Origin of the sequence: uncultured Roseibium sp., assembly GCF_947496995.1 — a bacterium.
Classification (GTDB): domain Bacteria; phylum Pseudomonadota; class Alphaproteobacteria; order Rhizobiales; family Stappiaceae; genus Roseibium.
Genome location: NZ_CANMFD010000009.1, coordinates 83,728 through 100,398 on the forward strand (window position 1 = coordinate 83,728; position 16,671 = coordinate 100,398).

Here is a 16,671-nt window from a genome sequence, read left to right on the forward strand (position 1 = left end):
CAGGCAGCGGCAAGGCTCATGGCCTTAAAGCACTCTCTGTCCGGCCCGCCAGGCTTGCTTCACGAAAGGATGGCCGTTGTGCAGACCGACATGCAGGAGATCGGCGCGTTTGCCGGTGGCGATCTCGCCCCGGTCTGACAGTCCGGCGACTTCGGCCGGCGTTTTGCTCACCATCCTCACCGCCTCCGCCAGATCGGCACTGAATGCCGCGTCGGCCGCGATCAGGAATGCGCTGTCGAGCAGTGAACGCGGCACATAGTCGGATGCCAGGATGTCGACCAGATCCTCAGCCATGAGATCGCTCACCGCGATGTTGCCGGACTGTGACCCGCCCCTGAGAACATTCGGTGCACCGCCGACCACATGCATCCCGTGCTCTCTCGCCTTGCGGGCGGCTTCGAGTGTGCAGGGAAATTCGGAAACGGCAATTCCTTCTAAAACCGCCTCGTCGATGTGGACTTCTTCGGTATCGTCATGACTGAGCAACGGCAGCTTGTGACGATGCGCCAGCGCCACGACAGCAGGGCGGACCCGGTGACCGATCTCGTCGGACAAGGCCAGGAGCTTCTCGGTGTCCTTTTCGACGGTCGCTCTCGAGAGACCGCTATCGGCCATCCGGCGTGAGATGTAGCCTTCAATGTCCCGGCTCTGCCGCCGGCCTGGAAGATGCTCCATCACCGAAATCATGCGGACGATGGGCTTCGCTATATTTTCTTCCGTCAGCCGGGCCGTCTCCGGATCGGTGATCTCGCAGCGCAAATGAACCAGATGCTCCGACCGCAGCATGCCCGCAGTCTGCGCCTGCTCAAGCGCATCGATCATCGGCGCCAGGATTTCCCGTCGCTCTGGGTTCTTCAAGGTCGCCCCGACGCAAAGACTGTCAAAAACGGTGGTGACGCCGCCGCCGATGATTTGCGCATCGTGGGCCAATGCCGCACGCAGCGGGTCCCAGCGCACATGGGCGCGCGGATAAACATGCTTTTCGAAATGATCGGTGTGAATATCGACAAGCCCGGGAAGAAGATAATCGCCGTCAAGATCCGTGCCCGCTCGAGGCCCTGCCCCGGTATCGACGGATACGATTTCTCCTCCGGCTATCGACACGTGACCGCTGACGATCTCGTCACGGAGCACGACCCGTGCGTTTTTCAGAATTGTCAGCTCGCTGCCGGTCGGAGCTTGCCTGTCAGCAAATGTCATGCCTTCTCCTTTATGTCGCGCGACGGTCACGCCACACCAAAACAGACACCTTCAACCGTTGTTCGCGGCGCAGATTATGCCCCATGAGGAACACGATTGTGACGGGGTACAGAACCGAAGCCCTCGTACGGGAGTTTTCACACCGCGAAGAAACCGCCGCGCAGGTGCCTGTTTCCGGGAGTATCGTCGCGGTGGCGATGCGGGAGCAGCTTTCAGTGTTTTATCGGCATGTGAACCGCTGCGAAAGTGCAGTCGCTTGAAGAAAACTCGAATCGGTAGAAACCACCATTCAAAAGTGTTCGAGGGCACGAACACCTTACCTAGAAGTGCATTAAATAATTTTTCAATTTAAATAACTCGAAATATATAGGTGGCTTAGCTGTGAATATCGCCCAAAATTGGAAATCTCGTCGCTCATCGTTGTAATCCGGCAACACCCGGAAGTTTAACGAGTGCTTAATTCCAGTCCGCACTTGGGAAAACGAACAACGTATAATAATGTCCGCACATTGAAATTTTATGGGCATGGGTAAGCAATGCGAGTTTTTTTGGCGCTTTTGATGAGCACCTGCTTGGTTGATGTATCTTCCGCTGCCGACCTCAGACAGGTTGTTCAGGAAGCCGTTTCAACCAATCCGGACGTATTGGAGTCTGCGGCGAACCGCCGTGCTCGCGATCAGGAATACCGCAGGTCACAGGGTGCATTCCTGCCCTCCGTCGATCTGTCAGGCGAAGTCGGACCGGAACGGCTCGACCGGCCGAACTCCTTTACCGCCAACGAGAACGACGAGTGGCGGACCGCTTCGGAGCTTTCCGTGACCGTCCAGCAGTTGCTGTTCGATGGTTTTGCTTCCGTGAACGAAGTCTATCGTCAGAGCGCCCGCGTTGACGGAGCAGCTCTCAGGGTGATGGAACGTTCGGAAGCAACCGCGCTTGATGCGGTTGAGGCCTATATCGACGTATTGCGTCATACGGCCATCCTCTCCAAGGCCCGCATGAACGTGAGCAAGCATCGCCGCATTTTCTCCGATGTCGACGAGCGCTACCAGGGTGGTGAAACAGGCGCTGCCGATCTTGCCCAGGCAAGGGAACGGGTTGCTGCGGCCGAAGTCATCGTCACCGAAGTCCACAAATCGCTTCTCGACACGATCGCCAAATACGAACGCATCGTCGGAAACAAGCCGGCAAGGCTGGAACCGGCAAAACCGGCCAGTATTCCCCCCGGGCCGGTCAATCGTCTCGTCGACGTGGCCGCCCAGCAGCACCCGCAGGTGCGCGCGGCACTGGCGGATGCGGATGCGGCGAAATACCAGTATGACGCCACGAAGGGGAATTTCCTTCCTGAGATTTCACTGAGGGGCCGGGCCACCGTTGGCGACGACCTCGGTGGCATCGAAGGCCGCAACAATGAATACTCCGGCAAGCTGGTCTTTTCCTGGAACCTGTACAACGGCGGCCGCGACACGGCCTTGTCGCTTGAATTCAGCGAGCGCCTGGCCGAAGCCCAGATCGCAGTCGACCGGGTGCGCCGGGAACTCAAGGAAGGCATCGAGCGCTCCTGGGCATCCGTCACCACACTGACGGACCGCATCAAGGCACTTCGCGAGCAACTGGAAGCCAACCGTGAGGTCGTCGGGGGATATCGTCAGGAGTACGATATCGGTCAGCGGACGCTGCTTGACGTGCTGAACGCGGAAAACGCCCTGTTCAACAGTGAAATCGAACTGATCTCCGCCCGGGCCATCTACACCTTCTCCACTTACCAGCTGCGTGCGACATCCGGCGACCTGCTCGCATTTCTGAATGTCACCCCGCCTGCGGAGGCGATGGACGGCCAGCGCGACAATGCGTCGATTTTCCCGCAAAGCGCCAACTTCAATATCGAGCCGTTACGTAAGTTCTAACGAATTGCGGGCAGATTTGGCTTGCCGGACATCCGGCAGGCCTGTCATTCAATTCGGAGCGCCGCACGAGAAAATCCGGCCGGGGAAAAGTCACCAGTTGCGCGCCTGTTCGTCCAGGAGCCGTCAGCGGGGGCCGACAGGTCCGTTCACCCGACGCCCGGCGACATAGTTTTCGCGGCGAAACAGCCCATGGGCGGCACCGATATGCTGCAGAATACCAACGACAAGAAGCCTGGATCAGAAGCGCCGGGAAAAGCTTCGGCCAGCCGGGATCCTCTTGCCTCGGCCCTGAAATACATAGCCCGTGTGCATGGGTATCATGTTACCGACTCGGTAATCTGGAACGGCCTGCCCCAGACCAGTGACACTCTCGGCATCGGTATTCTCGGCCGCGCGGCTTCCAATTGCGGCCTGAAGGCCCTGCCGGACCGCAAGGATATCGATTCCATCCCGCTGGCGGCGCTCCCGTGCATCGTCGCGATGAAAAATTCCGAAATGCTTGTCCTGACCGGCTTCGACAAGGAAGCCGGAACCATCGAGCTGGTGGATCCCCTCGCCCCGGCGGCGAAGCTTCACCAGTCCATGGCCGAGTTTGAGGACAATTACAGCGAATACGCCATCTTCTTTCAGCCGGCAGTCGACAGTTCCGGCAAGAGCGAGCGTGTTCTCGGCTTTGACGGACACTGGTTCTGGAGCACGATCACCTCCTACTGGCGCGACTATGTCCACGTTGCTCTCGCCGCGCTTCTGATCAATCTGCTTGCCCTTGCCTCGCCGCTGTTCACCATGAATGTCTATGACCGCGTGGTGCCGAACAACGCCATCCCGACCTTGTGGGCGCTGGCGATCGGCGTCATCCTGTCGCTCGTATTCGACGCCATTTTGAAGATCGCCCGCGGGCAGATCATCAACGTGGCGGGCAAGCAGGCCGACAATGCGCTGGCCAGCAAGATCTTCGCACACGCCCTGGCCATCGATTTCGAAAAGAGACCGGCCAGTTCAGGACAATTCGCCAATCACATCCGTGAATTCGAGAACGTCAGGGAGTTCATCACGTCCTCGTCGCTGGTGTCCCTGATCGATCTTCTGTTCATCGGCATCTTCGTCGCTGTCCTGTTTCTGCTGGTCGGATCCGTTGCGGTTGTTCCCCTGGTGGCAATTCCGGTCGTCCTCGCCATCAGCCTGTTCGTTCAGGCACCCCTGTCCGGAGCAATCGAAAAGTCCCACAAGGAAAGCGCCATCCGGCATTCGATCCTGGTGGAAAGCATTGCCAATCTCGACACGGTCCGGGCGCTCAATGCGGAAAGCCGCATGCAGACCAAATGGGAACGCTCGGTCGCCGCCAGCAGCGGGGCGATCATGAAGGGCCGGTTCTGGGCCCTCATCGCGCAATCGGGAACCGGCTTCGTCCAGGCCAGCGTTTCCATCGGAATTATCGTCTGGGGTGTTTATCTCATCTCCAGCGGAGACATCACCATGGGCGCGCTGATTGCCGCCATGATGCTCTCCGGCCGTGTGCTGGCGCCGCTCGCCAATGTCGCCAACACCCTCACCCGCTTGCGCCAGACAACGCATTCCTACAAGATCCTGAACGAGATCATGATGACCGAAACCGAGCGCAAGCCCGGCAGGACCTACATCAACAAGCGGGTCACATCGGGGTCCGTGGAATTCAAGGGCGTGGATTTCCGCTATCCCGGCGCCGAAGACGACAGTCTGAAGAACATCTCCTTCAAGATCGCGCCGGGCGAAACGGTCGGCCTGATCGGCCGTGTCGGCTCCGGCAAAAGCACGATCGGCCGCTTGACCTCCGGCCTGTATTATCCCTCCGACGGCGCTGTTCTGATTGACGGGACGGACACCAGGCAGTTCGACCCTGCCGACCTGCGCGCAAATGTCGGCTTTCTCTCCCAGGACAACGTGCTTTTCAGTGGAACGGTGCGGGAAAACATCAGCGCGGGCGATCCCTTTGCCGATGATGACGCTCTCATCGAGGTGGCCCGGATTGCCGGTGTCGAGGAATTCGTCGCGCAGAACCCTCTCGGCTATGATCTTCAGGTCGGCGAAGGTGGCAGGTTCCTGTCCGGCGGCCAGAAACAGTCCGTGGCCCTTGCCAGGATCCTGCTCCGCAAACCCCGCATCCTGTTTCTGGACGAGCCGTCAAGCCATCAGGACCTTGCCTCGGAGCGCCGCCTGATCGCGCGGCTGAAGGAACACAACAGCGCCGATACCACCGTCATCATCAGCACGCACCGCATGAGCCTTGTGGAACTGACCGACCGTCTGATCACTCTCGACTACGGCAAGCTGGCGCTGGACGGCCCCCGCAAGGAGGTGCTGAAAAAGCTCCAGGAGCTTGGCGCGATGAATGCCTCCCAGCAGGCCGGCAAGGGTACCGTGTTATGAACCCGGGCGACTGGAACTACGCCAACGATATCCGCGATGTCATCCAGACCAAGCCGCCGCGATACACCACCAACGTGATCCGCATCGGCCTCGTGCTGTTTGTCGTCGGACTGGCCTGGGCATATCTGGCCGAACTGGAGGAAGTCACCAGAGGCGACGGCCGCGTGATCCCCTCCCGCCAGATACAGGTGGTGCAGGCACCCGATGCGGGCATCGTGGAGAATATCTTCGTCCAGGAAGGCGACATCGTCGAAGAAGGCCAATCGCTGATCGAAATCGACGACACCACGTTTTCCTCGCAGCTGGGAGAAATCCGGCAGCGCCAGTGGGGCCTGATGGCACGGATCGAGCGGCTGCAGGCGGAAGCGGATCAGAAACCGCTGGTCTTTCCAGAAGTGCTGGAAAAGGAAGTGCCCGGCCTGATCGCCGAGGAGAGGAATGTCTATCGGGACAAGAAGACAAGCCTTGAAAACGAGTTGAGCGTCCTCAGGAACCAGGCCTCCCAGCGCGAGCAGGAATATCAGGAACTGCTCGCCAAACAGGCCAAGCTGGACTCCGTTATCGAGATCATGGCGCGCGAAGTGGAAATCAACCAGCGCCTCTACGAGCGCAAGGTGCTGCCGGAGATCGAATTTCTCCGGCTCTCGCGTCAGTTGAAGGAGAGCGAAGGTGAGCTGGCAATCACCAAGGCATCCGTCATGCGCTCCCAGGCAGCCAAGGAGGAAGCCCGCGAACGCTCGCGCAGCGCCATCTCGACCTTCGTTTCCGAGGCAAGACAGCAACTGGCCGAGTCCCGCGGCGAACTTGCGGTTATTAACGAAAGCCTCAAAGGGGCGGCCGACCGGGTGCGCCGGACGGAGCTGACCTCACCGGTCAAGGGTATTGTCAACAAGCTGAACATCACCACCATCGGTGCAGTGGTGCAGCCGGGTGCCGATCTGGTCGAGATTGTCCCTCTGGAAGACACTCTCCTCATCGAAGCCCAGATCCGCCCCAAGGACGTCGCCTTCCTTCACCCGGGCCAGAAGGCGACAGTGAAGATAACCGCTTACGATTACTCGATTTATGGCGGACTTGAAGGCGAACTGGAACGCATCAGTGCGGACACCACCGAAGATGAGGAAGGTAATCGTTTCTTCCGCGTCACGGTCAGAACAGATAAAAACTATCTTGGTTCAGATACGGATCCTTTACCAATAATACCAGGAATGGTCGCGTCCATCGATATATTAACCGGAGAGAAAACGGTTCTGGACTACATCTTGAAGCCGATCAAGAAAGTTCGGGACCAGGCACTCAGGGAGCGCTGACGTCTCGACAAATAATGAGGCGATCGGCAGATGGAACACAGAGCGACCGCGCCGGCAGTGCCGGCTGCGAACGGGAAAGCTGCGCGCAAATTCGGATGGGCACTGACTTGCGCCTTCGTGCTGCAGGCGGCATTCGTTACCGCACAGGCGGAAGACGGCCCCTTGGCGTCGGCTGAAATGACCGGCATTTCCAACGTCCGCGACTTCCTCAAGATCTCCCTGCTGGAAACCGTTTCCGCCGACGCTCTGCCGGTGAAACTGCATTTTGTTCCGCTTCCGGCGGCAAAGGCGGTGGAGCCGCGGACCATCCGCATCGCCCCCCTCGCCAAGCCGGTCATTAAGTCCCCGCCCCTGGAAAAAGCCGCTCGTCAATCCATCGAGTTGCCCGCAGCGGACACTGCGGATGCGAAACCGACGCTGCTCTTCGGTTCGCTCGGCAAGCCGGTCGCGCTGTCTCCGGTGACCAAGCGCTGGACCCGGGCGCTTGACGAAATCCGCTCCGACGGGGAAGGTTCGGCCGCCGGCCGCAACAGCTTCCGTGCCTATACCGCCATTCTCGACGATGTGAAGGAACAGCGCCGCGGACTGCAGATCCCCAAGGTCAACTACATGGTGAACCGGGTTCTGGCCTACAGGGACGACGCACGTCTGTGGAAGACCGGCGAATACTGGGCCAGCCCGGTGGAAAGCCTGACCAGGCGCGCCGGTGACTGCGAGGACTACGCCATCCTGAAGTACGCGCTGCTGCGGGATCTGGGTGTCGAAGACAAGGACATGCGCATCGTCGTCCTGCGCGATACGGCTGCCCGTCAGCATCACGCGGTGCTCTCCGTGCGCCACGAAGGAAACTGGCTGATCCTGGACAACCGGTTCTCCCGTGTCCGCTTCGAGCGCGACCTGCCGCACTATCAGGTTCTTTATTCGGTGAATGCCGCCGGACAGTGGTCTCATGTTCCCACGCCCGGCTCACCGGTGCGGCTCGCTTCCCGTCTGAAGTCGGCAACAAGATAAACAGACGTCGCCGACCTGTAATCTCAAGCTCTTTCGCCTCAAGAGACGAAGCGGTGCTTCATTTCCGTCTCCCCAAACGCAGGCGCTGCGTGCTATACGCAAGTCATGTCTGATCGAGACCAGAGCGCCACGATTCGAAAACCATTGCAGATTTCCGCCGCCTTCGGCCTCGGCCTGGGCGGTATCCTTGTTGGCGCCGGCCTCGCACTGGGCGGTTTCGCGCTCGCAGAACGACAGCAGGCGCTGCTGGAGGCTCGGGAAATAGCGGTTTCGCAGGATCGCGATCTGCTTGTCAGCGCCCTGAAAGACGCTTGGCTCACCGGTCCGCGTCTGCGCCTGGAAGAACTCGCCGCACTGCCTCTCATTCCCGAATATCTGTCGATTGCCGAAACCCGGCCGGACAGCGCCGACGCCAGAGAGTTGGAAGACTACTTGCGCACGGTTCTGGATGCGGCGGGACGGGAAACCGGTCTGCAGCGCATTGCGTTGCTATCTGCCGACGGCAGTGAACTGCTTGCCGCGCAAAATACCGCGGCCGCTCCCGCGGGTGCAAAAACCGTCGAGGTCGAAGCCGTCGTTTACGACTTCAACGATCCGCAATCGCCTGCGGGACGGCTGACAGGCGCCCTCCCCGATGGCAGCCTCACCATCCTGCCGCCCGACGGGCCCAACGGGACCAACCTCACCGCAAGCACAGCCGGCAACACGGCCGGGGCCGGACCTGAGGCAAATGCATTTGGCGGCGTTGCTGACCTGACCCGCCTTCTCGCCGCCCTCGCCGGCATCGCCACAGCCCTTTGCGGACTTACCGGCGCGGCCCTTCTCCGCAACCGGCAGGCGACACGCTAAAGAACCAGCCCCAACTGACAGGCCCCCTTCAGGCAGGGTTGGCATAATTCCACCCGTTCTTGGCGTCGTCTTCAACTCCGTTCGATGCGATGCCATCTCAAGGCATTCAAATCCGCTCCATCATTGCAGGGCTTGCCCCTGCAATCCATGCCGTTTCGTTGCCACGAGCACCAGATTGGCATGTTTCAAATTCACGGCATGGGTGCCATGGTCAAGCCATGGCATGACGGAGAAAACTGTTGTGGTCGTCATCCCGGCCACGCGAAGCGCGTGCCGGAACCGGAAAGCCATAAATCGATGCGTTGATGAGATTTCTTATCGTCTGAGCTCAGCTCACCGATCCCGGATCTTCGCGACGCAGCGTCCGGGATAACGAACGGGAGTTCATCAACAAATAGAGGCGGGCCCGAAGGCCCGCCTCTGATTTTCTACAGTCGTCACGTTTCTCAGGCGACGTTGACGGCGATGTCGACTTCCGTGCCATCCTGGTCCATCACGATGCGCACGGTGTCGCCCATGGAGGTATGGTCCAGAAGAGTGGCTGCAGCCTGCCAGTCATGGCCGGCATCGGCCCCGTCGATATCGACCTCGATGGTCACGCTGCCGTCTGCGCGCTCTGTCGCCCGCACCAGCGTACTCTCGTCGGCTCCATTGAATGCGCCGTCAAGCAGGGAACCGATGTCGAGCTTGTCACCTTCGTCGAAGCTGTAATCCGTGATGATGTCGGCTTCGGCCAGCGAGGACAGCACGAAGGTGTCGGCACCGGCACCGCCGGTCAGAAGGTCGGCTCCAAGCCCGCCGGCGAGGATGTCGTCACCATCGGTACCTACCAGGACGTTGTCGCCGTCGTCGCCGGTGATCAGCGACATGGTAACCTCCGCCGTCGCCACCGGTGTATCGCCGGCAGGGCTGTCGGTTGTCTCGCCGGTGCTGTCGTCACCGGTATCCGGAGCCTCCGTTGCGTTCACGGGTACAGACCCGCCGGCCGGGGCCTCTTCCGCGAGAACCTCCAGTTCCACTGTCCGGTTGACGATGGAGCCGTCTGCGAAGACCAGCTCCAGTCCGACCGCATCGCTACCTTCGAACCCGGCCATCGAGGTGTAGGTGACCGTGAAGTCATCGGCGATGGTGATGTCGCCATGGAGCGGTGCACCGTCCACACGGACCTCGGTCAGGCCGGCGGCAACCTCTGCCGTCGAGGCGGCATAGACCATCAGCGCAGCGCCTGCGGCAAGACCCGATGACTGGCGGACGGTATCCTCGGCGTCCGCATCGTCATCATTCGCAGCCCCCAGCGATACCCCGACATAGGTGCCGGTTCCGCCGTCGGTCCTGGTGTAGGTGCCTTCCGCGAAGACGACGTTGCCATTCTCTGCACGATCGACCGCATCGGCCTCCAGGTTGATTGCCTCGATGCCCCGTTCGACCAGGCTCAGCAGCTCGCCTTCCTGGGTGACGCCGTCGGAGTTCGCATCCTGCCACACCTTGATGTTGCCGAAGGCCGCGTCGTTCGCGTCGATCACGCCGTCGCCGTTGTCGTCGAGCGACGCCAGAGCTTCCAGCGAATTGGCAAACGACTCGCCACCGAAGACCTCGGAGAACACTTCCGTTCCATCCTCGATCTTGCCCGAGCCGTCCAGGTCCATGACCAGCAGGCCGTCCTCCGGACCGGCCCAGCCGATCTGGTTGAGATCGCCATCGGCATCGATGTCGAATGCTGCGGTTGCGGAGAGGTCGACACCGTCGCCGTTGAGGTCAAGGGCAATGGGGTCATTTTCGCTGTTGTAGACGACGATGTCGGACGCGGTGATATTCTGCAGCTGTGCGAGCGACGTTATGTTGCTCAATGTCGCAACCAACGAACGATTCAAGGTGCCGATCCAGTTCGTGTCGAACCAGATCTGACCGACCCCGAGCTCGTCGTTAAAGACGATCACATAGGTATTCAACGCGTTGTTGTAAGCAGACCCGCCCTGGATGTCTGCTGTCGTCAGGCCGGACTGATCGATCCGCACAACCTTATAATCATCGCTATATCTGATATCGGCGAAGCTGCTCCGAATAGAGAAATCGGACCCGTTCAGCGTCCGGCCGGTTGAATTACCACTCGTGTTGCTGAAATTCACACTTCCAAAGGCCGTATAACCGGCGTCGAAGAAGCCGATCTTGTCGGTTCCGTCGGTATAGTCGACGATCGTTTTTGTGCCGGTATCGGACACCAGGCGGAACTGATCCGCACCGCCATTGCCGGTGAAACTGTCGGTGCCTTCCTGACCGTTGATGATGTCGTTGCCGGCGCCGCCGACAATGGTGTCGTTGCCGGATGATCCAAGGATCTTGAACCCCTCGCTCTGATTCGACAGGTCCAGCGTAGCCGCCGACTTGAGCTCGACTGTCTCGACCCGGACGATCTGGGCATCGCTGGTGCTGGTGAAATTGGCGCCGACTTCGAGCGTGTCGTTACCGCTGCCACCATCGAAAACGTGGTCGTCCTGATCGCCCCGGATCGTGTCGTTGCCGCCGCCGGCAAAGAATGCATCCTTGCCGCCACCGCCGGCAAACGTGTCACCATCATTATCGCCGGCGAAGATTTCGTCGTCCGACGTACCGGTAATCGAGTTATTGTCTTGAACGACCCTCACGGTTGCGTTTGTCGATGTCGTTCCGTCGGAGGCCGCATACTGGAACGTACCGTCCAGCCCGAAGCCACTGTCGCCGTCGATCCTGACGTACCCGTTCGGGCCGGAGCCAGCCGTGTGGTTCACGCTGTCGAGGCTGCTGACATTGCTGACACCGGAAACGTCGAGCGGGTCGCCTTCCGGATCGGTATCATTGAGCAGGAACGCCCATTCCGGGATGTTGAACGCCGAGTTGCCAAAGTTCTTCAGAACGATGTCGTCTACAGGTGTCGGAGCCGCATTCAACGGCGTGACCGTGTCGGTCTGGGCGCTCTCGATGTTCTCGGAGAAGCCCTGACCGTCGGTGTAGGCCACCTCGACGGTGATCCTGGCACCGACATCGGCGGACACCAGATCGTAGGTCGACCCAGTCGCCCCGTCGATGTCCGCACCGCCGCGCTGCCACTGGTAGGTGACGCCCGAGGCCGCACCATCGGGATCGTCATCACCAAAGTTCGCGGTGAGCGTAGAGCCTTCTTTGGCCGTGCCGGTAATGCCGATAGAAGCATTGCCGTCGTTGACAGGCAGGAATGTGATCTCGGCCGTAGCCGTGTTGCTTGTCAGACCGCCAATGTCCGTCACGCTCACGTCGACAGCTCGGGGCGTTGTGGTATCCGCATCGTCATTGGTGTTTGCGTAGGTGATCGCCTGGATTGCAGCCTGGTAAACCTCAAGCGAAGCGTTCCCCGTGAGGACGACACTCGTGGCCGTCGACGATCCGTCAACCGTGACGCCCGTAACACCGCTGGTGTTCAGGATATCGCCAGCCTGCGCGTTGGTCAGATGGATGGTTGCCGACTGCAGCATGGTATTGTCGTCCGTGATCGTCGGACCGGCAGCGGCAACCGAAACGGCCGCATCGCCTTCGGTGTAGCTGGTCACAAAATCGGTCGAGGACACTTTCGCCAAATTTGTCACACTTACATTGTCGATATAGAAGTTTTCCGAGTTCTCCCAATTTCCCTGTGCCAGGAACCTGATTTGCGTGTGAGCGCCTATCTGGGCCGAGGATAACCCGATGGAGAAGTTTCCGCCGGAATCTCCGCCAAGCGTGCCCAGAGTATCCCAACTACTGCCATTCCATGCCTGGATTTGAACGTTTTCGCCAGAATCCAGATCGTCACCGCGATAATCGAAGGAAAGAGTGGCCGTCGACATTCCGCTCAGGTCGATCGCACGCGAGATGCTTTCTCCACCATCGGTGCTGTCATCAAACCGAAGTCGTCCGCTCGATATACGGATGTCATTTTGGGGGCCGGGATCGTATTCGTTCCAGTTGCCATTCCAGCCGCTTCCACCGGAATAGTTGCCGGAAGAGAAGTCATCGAATGCTGTCGCACCCGCGGCGATATCGTTCAACGCCAGAACCGGAGCCGCGTTCAACGCCGTGACCGTGTCGGTCTGGGGGCTCTCGATGTTCTCGGAGAAGCCCTGGCCGTCCGTGTAGGCCACCTCGACGGTGATCTTGGCGCCGACATCATCGGCCACCAGATCGTAGGTCGTCCCCGTTGCCCCGACGATGTCGGCGCCGTCGCGCTGCCACTGGTAGGTGACACCCGAGGCCGCGCCGTCGGGATCGTCATCGCCAAAGTTCGCAGTGAGCGTGGAGCCTTCTGCGGCCGTGCCGGTGATCGTCACCGTCGCTTCGCCGTCGTCAACCGCGGAGACCGTGATGTTGACGGTCGCAATCGACTGATCCCCATCAGCATCCGTGATGGTGTAGGTGAAGCTGTCCGCACCGGCATAGCCACCATTCGGCGTGTAGGTGAAGGTGCCGTTATTGTTGTAACTGACGGACCCGTTCGATGCGCCCGATGCGACCGCAACATCGGTGCTCAGATCCACGCCATCCGCACCAGCCAAATCATTGGCGAAGACATCGATCAGCACCGCGGTGTCTTCAGCGGTCGCAGTCGTGTCATCGTTCGCAACCGGGCTGTCGTCGTCCACATTGATGGGCAGCGTGCCGTCGACGGTGTCACCGTCAAGGTCGGTGACGCGGTAAGTGACGTCGAAGGACACATTGTTCTCCGACGAGCCGTCGGGATGATCGATCGGCGCGAGCTGCTCCACCGTGTAATAGCCCGACGTCTCACCATCGAGGGTCACCGACAGCACCGCAACCGCTACAGAACTCTGGATCTGGTAGATGGTCAGCAGCGTTCCGGCCGCGTTGACCCCATAGTAAAAACTCTCTTCCGCCGCGGTGGGCGTCGAGGTCAGGGTATCAACGCCCGTCAGCAGCACCGAGCCGGCGCCGTCAGCGCCGTACGCATGCGCCAGCGTCCCGGTCAGATCGGTATCCTGGGTCTCGTCCGGGGACGTGCCTTCCAGATCGGTGCCGACACCGGCATTGCCATCCGTACCGACATTCTCGTCGTCCAGCTGGACCATGGTGTTGGCCGTGCCGATGATCGGCGTGTCGTCGTCGACATTGACCCAGAGATAGCTCTGTGCGGTGTCGCCGTCGCCGTCCTTCACTTCGTAGCGGAACTGGAAGGTGACTTCGTTCTCGTCATTGCCCGTGGGATGAGAGATCGGTGCTTCGTGGACGATGTCGAAGAAACCCGTCGACTGGTTGACATTCGCAGTGATGACCAGCTCGCCGCTCTGCTTGACCAGCAGTGTGGCGCCGCCGTTGGTCACCTCGAAGGTGAAGCCGAGGCCGGCCACCGTCGCGGAACTCGTATCGAGCCAGGAGATCGCGGCGCCGTCGGAATCCGCCCCGAACGAATGGTTCAGGAAGCCCGTCAGGTTGAGCGGGGCATCGGTCTTGTCGCCAGTGCCGCCCGGATTGCCGTCGGCGCCCGGAACGCCCTCGTCGTCGAGCCAGACTGTGGTGCTCGGTGTGGCGGTCGGGCTGTCGTCGTCGACATTGACCCAGAGATAACTCTGTGCGGTGTCGCCGTCGCCGTCCTTCACCTCGTAGCGGAACTGGAAGGTGACTTCGTTCTCGTCATTGCCCGTGGGATGAGAGATCGGTGCTTCGTGGACGATGTCGAAGAAACCCGTCGACTGGTTGACATTCGCAGTGATGACCAGCTCGCCGCTCTGCTTGACCAGCAGTGTGGCGCCGCCGTTGGTCACCTCGAAGGTGAAGCCGAGGCCGGCCACCGTCGCGGAACTCGTATCGAGCCAGGAGATCGCGGCGCCGTCGGAATCCGCCCCGAACGAATGGTTCAGGAAGCCCGTCAGGTTGAGCGGGGCATCAGTCTTGTCGCCAGTGCCGCCCGGATTGCCGTCGGCACCCGGAACGTCCTCGTCGTCGAGCCAGACTGTGGTGCTCGGTGTGGCGGTCGGGCTGTCGTCGTCGACATTGACCCAGAGATAACTCTGCGCGGTGTCGCCGTCGCCGTCCTTCACCTCGTAGCGGAACTGGAAGGTGACTTCGTTCTCGTCATTGCCCGTGGGATGAGAGATCGGTGCTTCGTGGACGATGTCGAAGAAACCCGTCGACTGGTTGACATTCGCGGTGATGACCAACTCGCCGTTCTGCTTGACCAGCAGTGTAGCGCCGCCGTTGGTCACCTCGAAGGTGAAGCCGAGGCCGGCCACTGTCGCGGAACTCGTATCGAGCCAGGAGATCGACGCGCCGTCGGAATCCGCCCCGAACGAATGGTTCAGGAAGCCCGTCAAGTTGAGCGGGGCATCGGTCTTGTCGCCAGTACCGCCCGGATTGCCGTCGGCGCCCGGAACGTCCTCGTCGTCGAGCCAGACTGTGGTGCTCGGCGTCGCTGTCGGCGTATCGTCTCTGAGCCAGAGCAGGCGCTCGCCGACAACCGTATCGCCGTCACCATCAGTCACCGTGAACTGAAGGGTGAGTTTGGCGCTGCTGTCAGTCTCTGTGTGAAGCACATTGGCTTTCTGGGTGACCGTGTATGCCCCGGTAGCGCTGTTCATCGTGACTTCAGCCACAACGACATCGCTGCCATTCTGCTCCTGAGAGATGATCAGCGTACCGTTGCTGTCGGTCGCAAAGCTGAAGCCGACAGCACTGCCGTCAGACGCCTGACTTCCGTCAGCATCCCAGGCAACCGCCCCACTGTCGGCTGCGCCATCCGCTCCGACAGAAAAGTCAATCTTCCCGGACTTGTTCCACTGGTTGCCGGTATCATTGCTGATGCCGTCTTCGAATGTGCCTTCTTTGCTGATGATGCGATCAGGATTGACGTTGAACGGACGGATGCTCGGCGTGTCGTCATCAAGGCGGAGCGTTACCGCGCCATCTGCTTCATCGCCGTCACCATCGGTGACCGTGAAGGCCAGCTTGAAGTCGGCGTTGTTCTCGTCGTTGAGATCATTGTCCTCATGCGCGAGAGCAGCATGGTGGATAACAGCATAGTCCCCGGTATTTTTATCGAGTGTGACCTCGACAATGAGAACATCCACCCCGTTCTGGCTCTGCCAAAGCTCAAGGGCACCATCCCCATTCAACCTGAACTCGACATCCGAAGCACCTTTCACCGTACCGCTGTCGTCTGTGTTCCAGGCAACCGTGCCGCCATCAGCCCCCGCAGAGAATTCAAGCGTGCCGGTCTTTTCAGTCTCAACGTCGTCGCCGCCCGGTGTACCGGCGCCAATGCCCTCGCCATCGCCGATTTCTGTCACCGATCCGTAAGGCGTGGTCTGGCCGTCCCAGAACTCGGCGCCAGCTTGGCCCGGGTTCCCGGAAAGCTCATCGTCATCGCTGACGATCAAGCGATCTTCGGTGATAACCGCCGTATCGTCATCGATGATGAGGTCGATGGAGCCGTCGACGGTGTCGCCGTCGCCGTCGGTGACGGTGTAGCCGAGCACGAAGGTGGCGTCGTCCTCGACGTTGTTGCCGTTGTCGACGTGTAGAAGGTTGGCGACCTGAACGTAGCTGTAGGCGCCGGTGGCCTTGTTAAGGGTGACCTCGGCGACGGTGACCGGATTGGCCGGGTCGCCCTGGTCCTGCCTGATCACAAGTACGCTGGTGGTGACGCTGTCGACAACCTCGAAGGAGATGCTGGCAGGACCACCCTTGATGCCCAGGATACCGGCGCTGGTGACGTCGTTCCAGACGACCTCGCCGCCGTCGGCGCCGAAGGAGATCGGCAGAGACTTGCCGGACTGGTGGTACTCCTGGCTGTCGCTCGGGGTGCCGTCCACCGGATTGTCGCCGAAGCCCGGATTGCCGTTGAGGCCTGAAACGTCGTCGTCGTCGCTGATGATGCGGTAATCAGCCCGGCTATGGGGCTCGATGATCGGCGTGTCGTCCACGATGCGGATCGACAGGGTCACATCGAGGGTATCGTCATCTCCGTCGGTGGCCACCACCGTCAGGTTGAT

At 60.4% G+C, this 16,671-nt stretch carries 7 protein-coding genes; 5 read left to right on the plus strand and 2 right to left on the minus strand.

The features are described from left to right. Nucleotides 1-24: 24 nt before the first annotated feature. A complete protein-coding gene (locus Q1B40_RS24200) occupies nucleotides 25-1,200 on the minus strand; it encodes an alpha-D-ribose 1-methylphosphonate 5-triphosphate diphosphatase (RefSeq protein WP_299820966.1) in 1,176 nt (391 codons plus the stop codon). Nucleotides 1,201-1,760: 560 nt separating this feature from the next. On the opposite strand from Q1B40_RS24200, the gene Q1B40_RS24205 reads away from it, so the two are divergent. From Q1B40_RS24205 to Q1B40_RS24225, 5 genes are all read left to right on the plus strand, one after another. Continuing rightward, complete coding sequence (locus Q1B40_RS24205) at nucleotides 1,761-3,104, plus strand: TolC family outer membrane protein (protein ID WP_299820969.1); 1,344 nt, start codon at nucleotides 1,761-1,763, stop codon at nucleotides 3,102-3,104. Between the two features lie 189 nt (nucleotides 3,105-3,293). After that, complete coding sequence (locus Q1B40_RS24210) at nucleotides 3,294-5,510, plus strand: type I secretion system permease/ATPase (RefSeq protein WP_299820972.1); 2,217 nt, start codon at nucleotides 3,294-3,296, stop codon at nucleotides 5,508-5,510. Then, the gene (locus Q1B40_RS24215) at nucleotides 5,507-6,820 is read left to right on the plus strand and encodes an HlyD family type I secretion periplasmic adaptor subunit (protein ID WP_299820975.1); all 1,314 of its coding nucleotides are present in this window, start codon (nucleotides 5,507-5,509) and stop codon (nucleotides 6,818-6,820) included. The genes Q1B40_RS24210 and Q1B40_RS24215 overlap by 4 nt, the downstream gene beginning before the upstream one ends. Before the next feature lie 30 nt (nucleotides 6,821-6,850). Further along, complete coding sequence (locus Q1B40_RS24220) at nucleotides 6,851-7,831, plus strand: transglutaminase-like cysteine peptidase (RefSeq protein ID WP_299820978.1); 981 nt, start codon at nucleotides 6,851-6,853, stop codon at nucleotides 7,829-7,831. Nucleotides 7,832-7,975: 144 nt separating this feature from the next. After that, entirely contained in the window at nucleotides 7,976-8,680 is a 705-nt protein-coding gene (locus Q1B40_RS24225; protein WP_299820981.1) for a hypothetical protein, read from the plus strand. A gap of 446 nt (nucleotides 8,681-9,126) precedes the next feature. Here the strand turns inward: Q1B40_RS24225 and Q1B40_RS24230 are convergent, their stop codons facing one another. Further along, nucleotides 9,127-16,656, minus strand: a complete 7,530-nt coding sequence (locus tag Q1B40_RS24230) for a DUF5801 repeats-in-toxin domain-containing protein (RefSeq protein WP_299820984.1) — start codon at nucleotides 16,654-16,656, stop codon at nucleotides 9,127-9,129. Between the last annotated feature and the right edge of the window lie 15 nt (nucleotides 16,657-16,671).